At 54.9% G+C, this 14,116-nt stretch carries 11 protein-coding genes and 1 pseudogene; 4 read left to right on the forward strand and 8 right to left on the reverse strand.

Annotation, left to right across the window (positions count from 1 at the left end; translation table 11 throughout):
- Positions 1-183 precede the first annotated feature (183 nt).
- The gene (locus O146_RS0110100; protein ID WP_027018388.1) at positions 184-1,332 is read left to right on the forward strand and encodes a hypothetical protein; all 1,149 of its coding nucleotides are present in this window, start codon (positions 184-186) and stop codon (positions 1,330-1,332) included.
- A gap of 290 nt (positions 1,333-1,622) precedes the next feature.
- Here the strand turns inward: O146_RS0110100 and O146_RS0110110 are convergent, their stop codons facing one another.
- Together O146_RS0110110 and O146_RS0110115 are read right to left on the reverse strand one after the other, a co-directional pair.
- The gene (locus O146_RS0110110) at positions 1,623-1,931 is read right to left on the reverse strand and encodes a helix-turn-helix transcriptional regulator (protein ID WP_027018389.1); all 309 of its coding nucleotides are present in this window, start codon (positions 1,929-1,931) and stop codon (positions 1,623-1,625) included.
- Between the two features lie 73 nt (positions 1,932-2,004).
- Positions 2,005-2,319 (reverse strand): hypothetical protein, encoded by a 315-nt coding sequence (locus O146_RS0110115; protein ID WP_155896272.1) that lies wholly within the window; start codon positions 2,317-2,319, stop codon positions 2,005-2,007.
- Positions 2,320-2,765: 446 nt separating this feature from the next.
- On the opposite strand from O146_RS0110115, the gene O146_RS0110120 reads away from it, so the two are divergent.
- Positions 2,766-2,969 (forward strand): hypothetical protein, encoded by a 204-nt coding sequence (locus O146_RS0110120; RefSeq protein ID WP_027018391.1) that lies wholly within the window; start codon positions 2,766-2,768, stop codon positions 2,967-2,969.
- A gap of 776 nt (positions 2,970-3,745) precedes the next feature.
- Here O146_RS0110120 and O146_RS0110130 read toward each other — a convergent pair.
- The 6 genes from O146_RS0110130 to O146_RS0110160 form a co-directional block, all read right to left on the reverse strand.
- Entirely contained in the window at positions 3,746-6,829 is a 3,084-nt protein-coding gene (locus O146_RS0110130) for a type I restriction endonuclease subunit R (protein WP_027018393.1), read from the reverse strand.
- 20 nt (positions 6,830-6,849) lie between these two features.
- Entirely contained in the window at positions 6,850-8,049 is a 1,200-nt protein-coding gene (locus tag O146_RS11940) for a restriction endonuclease subunit S domain-containing protein (protein WP_051619402.1), read from the reverse strand.
- Positions 8,046-9,980: a type I restriction-modification system subunit M gene (locus O146_RS0110140; RefSeq protein WP_027018394.1), complete on the reverse strand. Its 1,935-nt coding sequence runs from the start codon at positions 9,978-9,980 to the stop codon at positions 8,046-8,048. Before O146_RS0110140 ends, O146_RS11940 begins: the two co-directional genes overlap by 4 nt.
- Before the next feature lie 307 nt (positions 9,981-10,287).
- Entirely contained in the window at positions 10,288-10,920 is a 633-nt protein-coding gene (locus O146_RS0110145) for a hypothetical protein (protein ID WP_027018395.1), read from the reverse strand.
- A gap of 191 nt (positions 10,921-11,111) precedes the next feature.
- Positions 11,112-11,606 carry a Pycsar system effector family protein gene (locus O146_RS11945; protein WP_027018396.1) on the reverse strand — a complete coding sequence of 165 codons (495 nt, stop codon included), beginning with the start codon at positions 11,604-11,606 and terminating at the stop codon, positions 11,112-11,114.
- Complete coding sequence (locus O146_RS0110160; protein WP_027018397.1) at positions 11,606-12,319, reverse strand: adenylate/guanylate cyclase domain-containing protein; 714 nt, start codon at positions 12,317-12,319, stop codon at positions 11,606-11,608. Before O146_RS0110160 ends, O146_RS11945 begins: the two co-directional genes overlap by 1 nt.
- Positions 12,320-12,499: 180 nt before the next feature.
- On the opposite strand from O146_RS0110160, the gene O146_RS0110165 reads away from it, so the two are divergent.
- Both O146_RS0110165 and O146_RS13270 read left to right on the forward strand, forming a co-directional pair.
- Positions 12,500-13,210 (forward strand): IS6 family transposase, encoded by a 711-nt coding sequence (locus O146_RS0110165; RefSeq protein ID WP_027018398.1) that lies wholly within the window; start codon positions 12,500-12,502, stop codon positions 13,208-13,210.
- Positions 13,211-13,989: 779 nt separating this feature from the next.
- Positions 13,990-14,116 (forward strand): annotated as a pseudogene (locus tag O146_RS13270) (IS481 family transposase); the annotation flags it as partial.

Raw genomic sequence — 14,116 nt, forward strand, 5'->3', positions numbered from 1 at the left:
AGCCCCGAAGGGGCGTAAATGCGTGCAGGAATCACTCTGCACTAGAGACAGATCACCGGTTCAAACCGGTATTACGCAACAAATAAAACAGAGTTGTTCTTCACAAGAAAACGTCTAAAAAATCAATTCCTGCCCACCATCAGCAAATCTCCATTCGAGCATCTCAGTCCTACTTTAAGGTCTATGCAGGACATCGTTTCTGCTACGCGTATTCAACTAATGATGTTTGATAGAAACATGACCAACCCACACATCGAAGCCGCCAAAAGGGCCTCTCAAGTGTTGTACAACAGCGTTTTCAACGACCTCGACGAGGACAAGGCAGGTATCGGATGGATGACCGATCAAATCAATTGGAAGCACTCCGCGCTAATCGGCGAGTATCTCCTATCATCAATCAGCGGTGTCGAAACCGCACTATCCACCAGCGCATTGTGCAATGAAAAATTCAGAGAACTCGAACTCTCTCAGAATATGAAAATTGCCCATGTCCAGAACTCTGGCCGTAGCGCGAAGGATCCAATTCCGCCAGAGTTGAGCACCGTCTTTCATTCACCAAACAACGAGCTGCTCCACGTATTTAAAGACCATTCACTCGTCACACTCGCACAAGCACTAGACCGGCTCGCAGCAGTCACAGTCGCAGTTGGCGGGTTCAAAGAAAAACTCCTCCACACCGACTGCGGCAGAATCTTAGATATCGCAGCCAAAGCTCACAAAAACGGGAAATCCGGCAACACACTTCGCCCAGGAATTTTTGCCGACGTCGGAACTGCCGGGAGACAAGAACAAAACAACCTCTTAGGACTATTCCTAGACTGGCAAAGGCATGGTCCAGAAGATTGGCTCCCCTGGCTTCGGCAATATCGCAACACCATCGTTCACCGTGCCCCATTCGTCAGCTGGACCGCTCATACGAAAGGTCCCCATCAAAATCCGGGTGAATCAGTCATTCAACCCTTTTATCTACAACCGGGATGGGCAGAAAGCGAATCGATGTACCGAACTGCCCGAAAAGGAATCCAAGACCTCCTCCTTATGCAACCAGCTCACACGATCCTGAGCGGATTGACTGAATCTACCGCACAGTATTGTCGTTCAGTTCTCCGCTATGCCAATGAGCTCTGGAGTAAACGACGCGCGAACCCCGAACTTATCGTTCAATCCGCCGGAATCTGGCCAGAGTTGGAGTCCTCGAGCAAGCTTTCATTCAAGGGATACAGCCCAAATCTCAAGATGGCCGGAAATTTTCTCGCTGTCAACCCAGACCGAGTGAAAAGACTAAAAGCCACGCGACTCCTAGATCGTCCAGCTGATAAGTGGCGTTCTTAAAGCACTGTGGCTGAAGTGCCTCGGGATTTGTTCCTAGGCATGTGCCCTGATTTCCATTATTTCTCGACTGGGGTGGTGTTCCCACAATTCGGCTTCGACGCATCGCCATACACCCGACAGTGAATGTCGTCGCAGGAACCCGCCTGGGGCTTAGTGAGGTCACTTGGCTGTAGTTTCGTAGAACAACTGTTGAGTGTTGTAACGGCCGGGGAATCGCTGCTCAATCCATCGGGATACCTCCCTGGCACTGTAGACGCGTAGCCTGCGGCCGATGGTGTCATCGAAACCAATCATCGGTGCGGTGCCATTCCGATGACCTCCGCCATATCCCGCACGGTCTGCAAATCGTTATGGTTCGCACATTTGTACTGGTGGAGGCGATTTTTGTGGAGCCAGGCGGACACTTCGGCTCGGTCAAAGATTTTATCATGCCCTAACGAGCCCAAAGGCTTCGGAAAGTCAGAATACACGCACATCCACTGATGCATGTCGTCTCGACTCAGCCCCACCTCGGCGGCAATCTCCGAGAGGGTCATCGGCTGCGACTGCGGCTCCCACACCGGCACGTCATCCGCGGCACTGTCGTCGTAAATGCTCATGCGTCATCCTGGTGTTACTGCGCCCCTGCCCTGCCGGTGCTACGGGTAAACGGCCGGGAAGGGCTTGGGCGGGCTACTGGGCGTTGTCGTTGGCCGCGCGGGAAAGCAGTGTTGACATCACTTTGCGCAGCTTGTCGATAGACACCATATCGCCGGTAAACAACTCCCTCAACTGCTCGTCGAAGCCGGTCTGGAACGTGTCTGCGACAATCAGCACACGGTACGGGCCGTGTGCGTCTTTAAACGACGTTTCCACATCCCGCACCTCGGGTGGGTTGATGTTGGCCTCGGTGTGCTCCTGACCGTTTTCGTCGGTGAGCTTGCCGGAAAATGCCGTCAATATGTGCACGTCGGTGTGCTCTATCGGAACACGCCTGCTTTTCCGCATAATCCCTAATGGAAGAATCAGGGGATCTCTTTGTTAGAGAATCGAAATCAAAATGCTGACAATGGCGACTGCACTTATTGACAGTATGAATAGCGGGAGTCACCGACGAAGCCGCTTGGCTAGCTAACCCCCTTTTGTCCACCCACCACTAGCGGTACGGACCATCTTCGCTCGGCATAGACACGAGGGGAATTTTTCATGCCTTCCACGGCGTAAAAGTACACATCCTTCCGGCCGCGGACCTAGGCCGAAGATAAAAACCGAACAGGTTTTCTCCCGGATTAATTTGTTTCCCGCCTAGATAGAAAAATGAGGTCAAGAAGACCTCTAGCAGGCTGAAAGTTAAACGCCTGTTACTGCGGGAAACAAATTAATTAAGAGTTTTATTCCCGCTAATCACTTCAATCACCCCCTAACGGGGGTCAAAGTAGAAAGGATCCGTCAAGATGACCCTTTCTGTAGCATTCATCGCCTTGGTTTGGAAAGTGCTCTGGCTCATCCCCGTCGTAGCGCTTCTGCAGATAGCACGGAAAATTCTCATTTCCAACAACCCTTTCATCTCCTATATGGAGGAAAGGGCCAGCGCGAAACTGATCAACGCTCTGTTCTGGTTGGCGGTACTGACCGTGTTAGGGGTGGTGTTCACATAAAAACAACCCCGCACCCCACCGTCCAGCGCCAATTGGAACTTGATGGTGGGGTGCGGGGCTTTCACCTCACAGATTCAGGTTTGCCAGTGAGCTACCGATTACTCCAGCACCTACATTGTCAATTGCCACAAGAATGCGGCAGCGATTATTAGCCTTCATCTTGTTCTCCTTTCTTTTCAACATGTGGACAAGGAACTGCCTCCAAAGGAAACGACCTCCACTTTCAAAAATCCAGAGAGCAATCAGGCAGACCGCTGACAACCTGAGAGTGCCTAAGGCTTCGAACCCTAGACCACTGGCCACCTCAATCCGCGAAGCAAATTCACTATACCCGAGAAGAAGAAGGATGCGCGTCGTACTGAAACCGCGCCACCCGTGCTACCAGTGCAGGTGAAGGGGGCAGACACAGACCTTGCGGTGGGTACATTGGTGGAACCCCAAGCGCCTTCACGAAGCATTGGACTACGCCACCCCGCAGGAAGTAGAAATCGAATACCATCTCACCCAACCCGTCAATACGGGGTAGTAAAAGAAGCGGAACTAAACCCAGGACGCTTCACCAGCACCGTTTTCCCGCCCAGCTCTATGCGCGCGGCACCCAACAGTACAAAACCCGGCAGAACGCATCTCAAGCATTCGTCCCGACTTTTACACGTTGGGGTGGCAAGCGCCTAATCTGCACAAAGCCTAGAGACCTTGCGAGATCGCCCACACGTTGGAGCACTACCCCGGGGTTAGCCCGCAGATATCGCTGGAGCTTTTCTTCGAAGCCCCAGCTACCCTTCTTCCTCAGTCTCGTCTTCTCTCGCAGCGACGATCATGCGTGCCAGCGCATCGAGGAACTTGTCCAGGTTGTCCGGATCCGCCGTGACCGCCTCATAGACCTCGTTAGACTGGCGGGCAGCAGTGATGATCGCCCCGAACCCCTTCGTCTTGAAGGCGTTCGTTCCGGCCACCTGGGAGGCGTCATTCTCCCGAGCCAGAGCCTGCACCGTTTTGTCCTCGACGAGGATGCCGTAACTGGCCCGGATCGCCGACTTCGTCGCCTCATCGGAAGCGTCGATTCCCACGGCCGCCAGAATCTGGTTGACCTGGTCAATCGCCTCGGCAAACGCCGCCTGCACCGGGGAGTTGTCCCCGACCGGGCACCCGTCGAACCCGGGCAGCTCCAGCTTGCCGTCGATGTCCTGTGCAGCCAGCTGCAGATCCTGCTCTTGGTCCACCGGCTCCACAGCCACGCCGACAAGTTCGATGCCGACGGTGTAGTCGTCATCATCGTCCTGGCGCTCCATGTTGAGGTTCTTGGCCAGCACCCCGGCGACGATGGCGCGCTTATGCAGCAGCGCGTCCTGGTAGTCAATGATCTGGCTAAGGAACTCCCACGCATGGGCGTACTTAATGAGGTTGGCCCGAAACACCTTGCCCTCTTCATAGGCCGCCTTGTCCGAGCGAAGCCGAGCGTCGCGCATATGGCTGTTCCATCGGGCCCTTATCGGAGAGACCAGCCCCTGCAGCATCTCCCCATCCGCGCGCGCGATGTAAGCATCCGCCAGCGCGTCGAGTTCTTCTGGCGTGTAGAACGCGGCCGCATCGAGAAGATCCCCGAGGTCAGCCAAAGCATTGGCAGGGATATCGTCGGCAATGTAGGCGTCTTGGTAGTAGGGCTTAAACGCTTCCAGGATAGCGCCCGGCTCGTTGACGAAATCCACCACCATCGGATTCGGCTTCTCGGGAAAGACCCTGTTCAGACGCGACAAGGTCTGCACCGCCTGCACCCCGCCGAGGGACCGGTCGATGTACATCGCGCACAGGCGTGGCTCGTCGAAACCGGTCTGGAACTTATTCGCCACAATAAGCACCTTGGCATCATCATTTTCCCGAAAGTGCAGGGCCGTGTCCTTCACCCCGTTCATCGATGCCTCGCTGACCTCGACGGCGTCGGGGCCATCGCCGTAAGTCAGCGAGCCGGAGAAAGCCACCAGCGTAGTCATGTCGTCGTAGCCGCGCTTGGCGATGTACTCGTTCATCTTGTGCGACCACGTCACCGCCGACAGCCGGTCCGGAGCAACCACCATGGCCTTGGCAGTGCCGCCCAGGTAGTGCATGACATTGCGGCGGAAGTGCTCGACAGTGACCTCAACCTTCTGCGCAATCGACGTCGGATGCATGCGCACAAACCGCACCATGTCAGAGACCGCCTCCCCAAAGTTAACGGTATCCTCACGGCCGAGCTCATCACGGATACGGGCGAACATGGCGTAGGTGGTGTAATTAGCCAGCACGTCGAGGATAAACCCCTCCTCGATAGCCTGACTCATCTGATAGGTGTCAAAAGCCACCAGCCGATCCGGGTTGTGCAGGTCCTTGACACCGTAGGCACCCAGCGTCTTGTCCTTCGGCGTCGCCGTTAGAGCGATGAAGCTCAAGTTCGGGGAGTTGGCCACTGCCTTGTCCACGGCCAGAAGCACGTCATCAGCAGAGACGTCCTCATCGTCGGGAATCTCGACGTCAACGAGGATCTTACGCAATTGCGCAGCCGCTTCACCGTGCTGAGAGGAATGGGCCTCATCAATGATGACGCAATAGCTGCGCCCAGCCAGGGCCGGGGACTTCTCCATCATCTTCGCCAGAGCCGGGAAAGTCTGGATCGTGCACGAAATGATGTGCCCGCCCTGGTCAAGAGCAGCTTCCAAAGTCTTCGACTTCGAACCGAGCTTGTTGTCGACATTGACCACCAGCCCCTCGGAAGCACGCAGCAGGTCAAGGCCTTCCCTAATGTTGTCATCGAGGACAGTGCGGTCGGTAACCACAATGACCGAGTCGAAGACTGGCTGGCCAGAGTCGTTGATAAGGCGGCCTGCTCGGTGAGCCATCCACGCGATCGTCTTTGTCTTGCCCGATCCCGCCGAATGCTGGATGAGGTAGCGCCCGCCCGGGCCCTGTCCGGAGATGTCGTCAATGACCTTCTCCGTAGCACGCAGCTGGTGATAACGGGGAAAGATCAAACGCCCGGAGTTGCCCTTCGACGCCGGCTCCCACAGCGCGTAATCACGCAGAATCCGCAGGAACAGCTCCGGCTCGAAAACTTCCTCCCACAGATACGAGGTATCAGAACCATGTGGATTCGACGGGTTGCCAGCATGGCCGTCATTGCCTTTATTGAACGGCAGAAAGAACGTCTTCAACCCCTCCAACGCGGTGGTCATCTGCACTTCCTGGTTGGACACCGCAAAGTGCACCAGAGCCCGGCCGGGTTTGAGCAACGGGCGGTTCTTATTCGGGACACGATCGACCTTGTATTGCTTGACGGCGTCGCGCACCGCCTGGGTATTGTCGGTCTTCAACTCCATGGTCACCACGGGGATGCCGTTGACGGTGAGCACCAGATCCAGGGTGTCAGTGCCTGTGGTGTCGAAGGGGACCTGGCGCAGCACGCGCAGTCGGTTATTGGCTGCGTCTTCGATGGCGCTGGTGTAGAGCGGGTTCTCCGGGTAGAAGGCCACCATAGATCCGAAGGTGGCCTTCATCTGCCCTCGCTGGGCATGAGAAAAACCATTCCGTAGGGTGCCGAGCAGACCATGCTGGACTTTCTTCGTCCGGCTGTTGAGAATAGGTGCCTTGTCAAGCATCTCGACTAGGCGGTCCAGGAGTTTGGCGACGTAGACATCTCGCTGCACCCCGGTCAGCCCCTCCGGTACTGCCTTGACGAATTCCTCCGGGTACTGGGTCTCCAGCCAATGCAGCACATCTGGGACAAACAGGGCTCTGGCCTTGTCCCAGCCAGCACTGCTACCAGTATCGGTCAACCAGCCAGACTGACTCAAATGATTAACGATGGCGTCCTCAAACGCCTTCTCCATCGTTGACTGAATACCCACGATTAAACCTGCTTTCTACCAGTAACAACCTCAGTGATCAGCACAGAACGACGCTTCAGAAGAAGATCACGCAGCCTAGTGGAATCAGCAATGAGAGAGTCGAGCTCATCCATATCTTTATCGAGTGTCTGGACGACTAATGATTGCTCGCGTTCAGTAAGAAATGCGATAGGGAGGTTACGGGCTTTATCAGCCGAGAAGCCGGGGATCGTGGCCCCCACAGCAAGAAGAGCTATCAAACCGTCTGTTTTATGCGCTCGAATCGAGTAATCAATAAACTTTCCTATCCATCCAGATTGAGGCCGGATTCTGATCACATGGTTTTGGAACCCCCAGCCCTGCAATCCAAGGTTTAAGGTAAGGCTTCGTCCGAAACCAGCACCGCCTTCTACCACTAGAACATCACCAGGGAGAAGGGAATATGCGGATTGCTCGTCAGGAGTCATCCACATTTGTTTCGCTTCCCCGTCAAAGACGCCGTTGGGTTGGATGTTGCCTGCCCTCACATAGTTAACCAACTGTTCGTCATGGCTCTTCTGCTCAGGTTGGAGTGTTTTTCCGAGACTCACTTGTGCATGGCGGCCAATCGTTGTCATGCGTGCCGAGCTTCGAATACGGGTTTCTTCGATAAGTCGTAAGGTTCTGCGTTTCTCCAGCAGCTCCACATACTTGTCTAGGTCAGCGACGGCAGCGTCGATCTCGGCGGTCTCCCGATCCAAATAGTCAGCAATACGCCGCTGGGTCGCCTGAGACGGGTAGGCAATCTTCAAACCAGCGAGAGCAGGACGATCAAACTGAGTTGATCGCACTCTGATCCCCTTTGCCAACGCAGCTATCCATCCAGCATTGACAGCCGACCGTAACTGATAACTAATAAAGCGCAGATCACAAGAATTGCTTGTATACGCGTGAACTACGGGGGACGCCTTACCACACGAATCTGACACGCCGATCGCCCCAAATCCACCGTCCATCGAGTGGACAACAAGATCGCCCTCACAAATGTGCTGGTAGCCGACCTCTTTGTCCGCCATGGTAAAACCGTCGGTCCTGCGGTTACTCCTGAGTGTGACTTGCCCATCACGAAAAGCCGTCACAATTTCATCGTTCTCTTGAACTTCCCGCTTCTGGTAGTCCAAGACAAACTGGGCTTCAGCTACTTGCCAGTCTTCGGGAATACCATCAATCCATTCGAGTCTCATAATTTCACCTCCTGGAAGCGTGCGCGGATAGATTCGAGCACGGTCTCGATCTCCGCATCCAGTTCTTCCAGCGTGGGCATCTCCTCGGGCTTGTAGAATAGCCGCGTCATCGGTATTTCATAACCCACCTTCGCCTCTGTCATGTCCCACACCAGGTCCGGAGCGAAGGGCAGCACCTCGCGGGCCATGTGCTCGTCAATATCCTCGATTAGAGGGATGCGCTCGGTGATCTTGGAGGCCTTGTCGATGACCTTGTTGCCCTTGTGATCGACCGCCTCTGGGGCTTCTGAGTCTTCCACGGCAACGGCGTTCATGATGTGTCCGAGTAGCCCGACGCCCATTTTTAGGCCTGCGGATTTGGCTTCCTTGCGTAGGTGTGTCGGCAGGTCGTTCCAGGCCACCCCCTCGCAGGAGCGGATGATTGCTTCATGGCCGGCGAGTGCTTGCTTGTGTTCCATTGCGGCAGCTACGTTCTCATCGTTGATGAGGTTGGAGTAGCGCATGACCCGGTACATCGGTACGTCGGTGAAACCCAGCTCATCGGGGGTAACGACCTTGGAGTACTCCGGGTCAGCGTCCTCGAAGTCGTTGTAGAGACCGAGGATGAATTCGCGGTCCTCATCGGAGAACTCGCGGCGCTTGTTGCCCATACCCTTGCGCATGGGTGACCACACGTTCGTGGCGTCGATCAGTTGGATCTTACCGTCGCGCTTGGGTTCTTTGTTTTTGTCGAGGATCCACACGTAGGTGGCAATACCGGTGTTGTAGAACATATCCGTAGGCAGCGCGATGATAGCGTCGATGAGATTGCCGTTGATCAGCCAATTGCGGATCTTATCTGGACCAGACTCCGGACTACCGGTAAACAGCGGAGAGCCGTTAGTAACCACACCGGCTCGCCCGCCCTTGGTGGTGTTGTGTTCTTTGTCTTTGAGCTTATGAACGACATGGCTAAGAAACAGCATCTGCCCATCAGATACTGGAGGCAGACCGTGGCTAAAGCGTGAGCCTTCGATCTTGGCTTCACGCTCTACCGCGTCCTTGGAGCGCTTCCAGTCAGTCCCGTACGGCGGGTTGGAGAGCACATAGTCGTAGAGTTCGCCTTCGTAGCGGTCATTGGCCAGGGTATCGCCGTCGCGGATGGCATCCGGGGAGAGCCCGGAGACAATGAGGTCTGATTTGCCCAGTGCCAGGGACTCGGCCATCATTTCCTGGCCGTGCACAGAGACCTCGATATTCGGGTTGAGTTCTTCCATGGCTCGCTTGGCGACCAGCAGCATGCCACCAGTTCCGGCTGCCGGGTCGTAGACGGTACGGGCCGGGGCTTGGCCGTAGAGTCCGTCGTCATCGCTGGCCAGTAGGACATCGACCATCATGCGGATGGCATCACGCGGAGTGTAGAACTCACCAGCGACCTGCCCATTTTCGCTGAAGGATCGGTACATGAGGTTTTCGAAAAGGTTGCCCATAGCGTTCTCGCCGAGGGCTTCATCCGAGAGATCGATGCCAGCGAAGTGCTTGACCACGCCCCATAGGACGTTATTTTCCTCGAGCTTGGTCAACAGTTCGGGGAATTTGAAGGCGGTCCACACTTCACGCACGTTGTCGGAGAAGGCATCAAGGTAGGTGAGCATGCCTTTTTTAACATGGTCGTCGCTGCCGCCGATGACCCCCAGAGACAGTTCCGAGGTGTTGTAGAACGACAGTCCATGGTCGGACTGAATCAACGGTCCCCACATGGATTCGGGAAACTTGGTGTGCTTGATAGTCTGCAGCACCGCGTCCTTCGTGGGCTCGAGGAGACACTCCAGCCTGCGCAGGACTGTGAAAGGGAGGATGTAGTCGCCGTAGGCCTGACGAGGGACGACTCCCCTCAGGTAGGTGTCCGCAGTCTGCCATACCGCCTGGTAGAGCGAGTCTGATGATGCCATGGTGTGTTTCTCTTTCATTATCAGTTAATCGTGGACAATGACCCGAGTGGGCCATGCCCAGCAGGATCAGTTAACCCTAACCGTCCATCCTTCCAATTCTGCCTGAGCCATACGACATGACAGGCGAAGGGTTCGAACGAATGCACGGTAAGGGGGTGGGGGTTCTTAGCGGGTGCTGTCCCCGTAGCGCACGACGTTCAGGAAAGGGTTCGTGTACACCGCTTTTGTCACTGATGTGTACCCTAAAGCTCCCCAGACTTTAAGTCATGGCGGGCGCTAATTCACTCCGGGTTAAACATGTCCTTACTTAGAAGTAGAGCTTGGTTCCGGGAGCCTTGAGTACACTCTCCTGCTGCTTGTCGAGTGGGGTTTTCCACAGGATGCTGACGATCACGTCGGCATGGAGCGGGAATTCCATTGGCGGGACTCCTGCAAAACCGTAGGGTCCCCTGCTTGCATCTGCGTATCGATGCTCTTCAGCCCGAAATTCCGCTCGCCTGCGGGCGAGCTCATTGCGAAGCTCCGGGAGAGTGAGGAATACACTTTCTCCAGCTGGTACCGAGTCCCACCGGCCGGTCATATGTTCCCCGTCCACTGCTACTGAGGTCACGACGTGGAGGGCTTCGTCCCGACCAGTATTGGTCACCTGGCAGGTACCGGGCTCTGGCCAGCTATAACTCCACGAAACTAGATTGCTCTCCGTGTCTCGCTGCTCGGTACGGAGGCTGATCGTATTAGCTTCTTCGGCTAGATCGCGGGCATCTATCGCGATGCGGTTCGAGTCGACCGCCAAGGTGTTGGCCTCGGTGGACCGTTTTTCGGATCGCTGAGCAATTTCATTACTTTTCTTTGAGTCGATTTTGGCAAAAATAGAAACCACCAGGGCAATGAGTCCAGAGGCTCCGCCGATGGTGGTGAAAATAGTAGCTATGAGATCCACATCTAAAACTTAGTCCACTTCCCTAATTTCCTTGAATGCCAAGGAGGAAGCAAGTGAACCGGTCTGGAAGGCCTCTATTCCGATCCCGGAAGAGCATCGCTCAATTCGATAATCTTCCACTTGCTATGGAAGTCCTGTTGAACGCGCAAGGTACGCACCTTGTCGCGGAACATCTCTTCAAAACTTTCAATTTAGCCATACGTTGCACTGATCGCTAAAAACACCACTCCTACGGGCGCGAGAGTTAATGACCACTGAACCCAGCGATGCTTAGTCCACGCAATTTTGCTCATTTCGACAAGTTGCTTCGCTAAGACCGGAAGGAGATTAGTGTCGTTCAGATGCTTTTCCACTTCATCAGACGTTAACTGTCTGAGGTGGCCGAAGTAAATGAAATTGGCGGGTGCTTCATCAGAAAGGTGCTGGCCACGCAAGCGTGGCCGCACAACGCATATCGCGCAGAAAGCACTTACGGCTAGTAAAAGTACCCCTAAGATATACCAGGCTAACCCCCATCCGCTCAGGCCAGCTAGCGCACGATCCTGGCCAGATAGCGTTATGACAGCGGTTAAAAGTGCTGATTCGATCGCTAAGGCGAATGAAGCTTTATTGTCGACCTTGCCTGTCCAGTCGGTAATGGCCGCGTGTATTTTCCACGCAGTGTCAATGGGGTCAGACTTATTCATCAGAGTCCCCAATACACGTTTGACCCGTAAACAGTGACGGCTTTTCCACCTACGGACAATGGCGGAGGGAGTTTTCTCCAGGAGGATTTTTGAAGGCCGTCGGACTCATAGTAGAGCAACTCATCGCTGAGCTCCTCGAAAACTCGGTCAGTAATATAGGTGCTATAGCCTTTTTTTAGATCGCTCAGCTTGGCTGCGACATTAGGTGCTGCTCCGACAGAAATGAGATCATTATTATTGCGGGCACCGCCCCGAACGATTAGGGATTCCCCGGTATCGACGCCCACGCGGTGAGAGATGTTGTAAAAGTTTTCCCCATCAGACCAATTTTCTCTGATGGCTGGCCGGATAACCTCAGAGACGGCCCAGTTGATTGCGAACGCTGATCGCACTGCGTTCCAGAGCATACTTTCACCAACAAAAATTGCCATGACCCGGTCGCCATCAAAGCTCCGGATTTCGCCACCGAAGTTACGCAGAATGCGTGTTGCGCTATGTACATAAGCGCGAATAATCTTGGCAGCTGCTTCCTTTTTGAGGGTTTGGGCGATTTTGCTCGAATCACCGAGGTCGGCATAAACGTATGTAGCGTTAAGAAGGCGACCGCCGTTCTTCATTACGATGTCTTCCGTCTTTGGAACCGTTCGACCATCTTTGATGTCCCACTGTGCCTTCATAATGTCGTCGACGCTGGATTTGATACTGGGGTGCATTAACGCTCCTTACTGGTAGGGAAGCCTTGATTCTATTGGACACCGCTCTAGCGCGTATGTTTGATTCGTGAAGTTGACGGAGTGCTGTAGTGGTGTATTGACGTTGCGATGCGGTAATCCCGTTCCGGTGCTGTTGCAAAGTTGGGGCAGTAGGAATATCGACGTGAAATAATCACAGCCATGGGTATCTTCTCCCGTCGTCACTTCCCCCGTGAAATCATTCTGTGGGCAGTGCGGTGGTACTGCCGCTACGGGGTGAGCTATCGCGACCTCGAGGAGATGATGACCGAGCGGGGCGTGCCGGTCGATCACACCACGATCTACCGCTGGGTCCAGAAATACGCCCCTGAGCTGGACAAGCAGACACGGTGGTACCGGCAGGTACCTGACTGGCAGGCCAGTTCCTGGCGGGTGGATGAGACCTATATCCGGGTCGGCGGCAGGTGGTGCTACCTCTATCGGGCGATCACCGCCGGTGGCCAGACCCTGGACTTTTACCTCTCTCCGAAGCGGAACGTGGCCGCAGCGAAGCGTTTCCTGGCCAAGGCCCTCAGATCCAATGCGTCAGCCGGGTATCTCAGAGTGATCAACACCGATAAAGCACACTCCCTAGCCAGGGCAATCGCCGATTTGAAGTCAGAGGGAATCTGCCCGCCAACAGTGGAACACCGGCAGGTGAAATACCTCAACAACATCCTGGAAGGCGACCATGGTCGGCTGAAGCGGATCCTCGGGCCGAAAGGCGCGTTTAAGAACCGGACATCTGCGTATCGGACGTTGAAAGGGATGGAGGCGATGCACTCATTGCGGAAAGGGCAAGGCACGATGTTTGCCTACGGGCAACCGAACCCGGACGCGGTGATCGTCAACCGGGTCTTCGAGACGGCCTGACAACGCCCACCCGGGGCTAAGTAGCAGAAAGTGTGTCTGATTCTCGGAGTTGGCGCAGGCCAGGATATATAAAACCCAGGTTTGTTTCATTGAAGGTGAAATAAACCAGGTTGGCTAACGAAATACCGCTTTCGATGTGAGTCTGTGGTAGTCCACAGCATCCGACTCTTAGAAGCCGTGAAGTCAACTTCATTGTCGCGGAGGTTCATCACAGCGGAGTGCAACGGTTTAGATTAGCTACCTGCAGCGCGCAGGGCAGGTGGAACGCTTAAAGGCTTCACACCGGCCCTCTACGACGCCTCAGACGAGGCCCACACAAACTGGTATGTGCGATATCCCGAGGCGCACACCCTGTGCTCACAACGATGGAAGCTACGTAGCCCCTAGGAGGTTTTATGCCTGGAGATACGTACCCACGACACGCCGTAGCAGACACACTTTTTGCTACTTAACCCCTCAAACGGGATGTGCACCCTCAATCCCCGCACGTGCAATCCTCGGCCCTTAAAAACCGGAAAACGAAAGAAACCGGAGGTAAAAGCCTCTCTCGAGTTTGTTACCTCAGGTATCGCAGTTTGTTCAACTGCTCATCGTGCCCGGGGCGGTGTCTGATTCCATGACATCGTTCCGCTCTGTCTCACGACATCCTTCCGCCCCTCAAGGCTCTGATGTGCCACAACATCGTTCCGCTGTTCTCACACAACCACCCCAACAGGGACAATGAGGACACACGCACCACCTTAGGATGTAGCGAGACATACTTCCGCCCAAAATAGAGCATGGGCAAGAAACACACTTCCAACAAAGTCATCGTCGAAACCATCCTCGCGACCGGCATGAGTCATAAAGATGCCGCCGCACTCTTTAACGTCAGCACCCGCTGGATCCGCGAACTACTCCACCGCT

The sequence above is a fragment of the Corynebacterium pseudodiphtheriticum DSM 44287 genome (assembly GCF_000688415.1).
GTDB lineage: Bacteria > Actinomycetota > Actinomycetes > Mycobacteriales > Mycobacteriaceae > Corynebacterium > Corynebacterium pseudodiphtheriticum.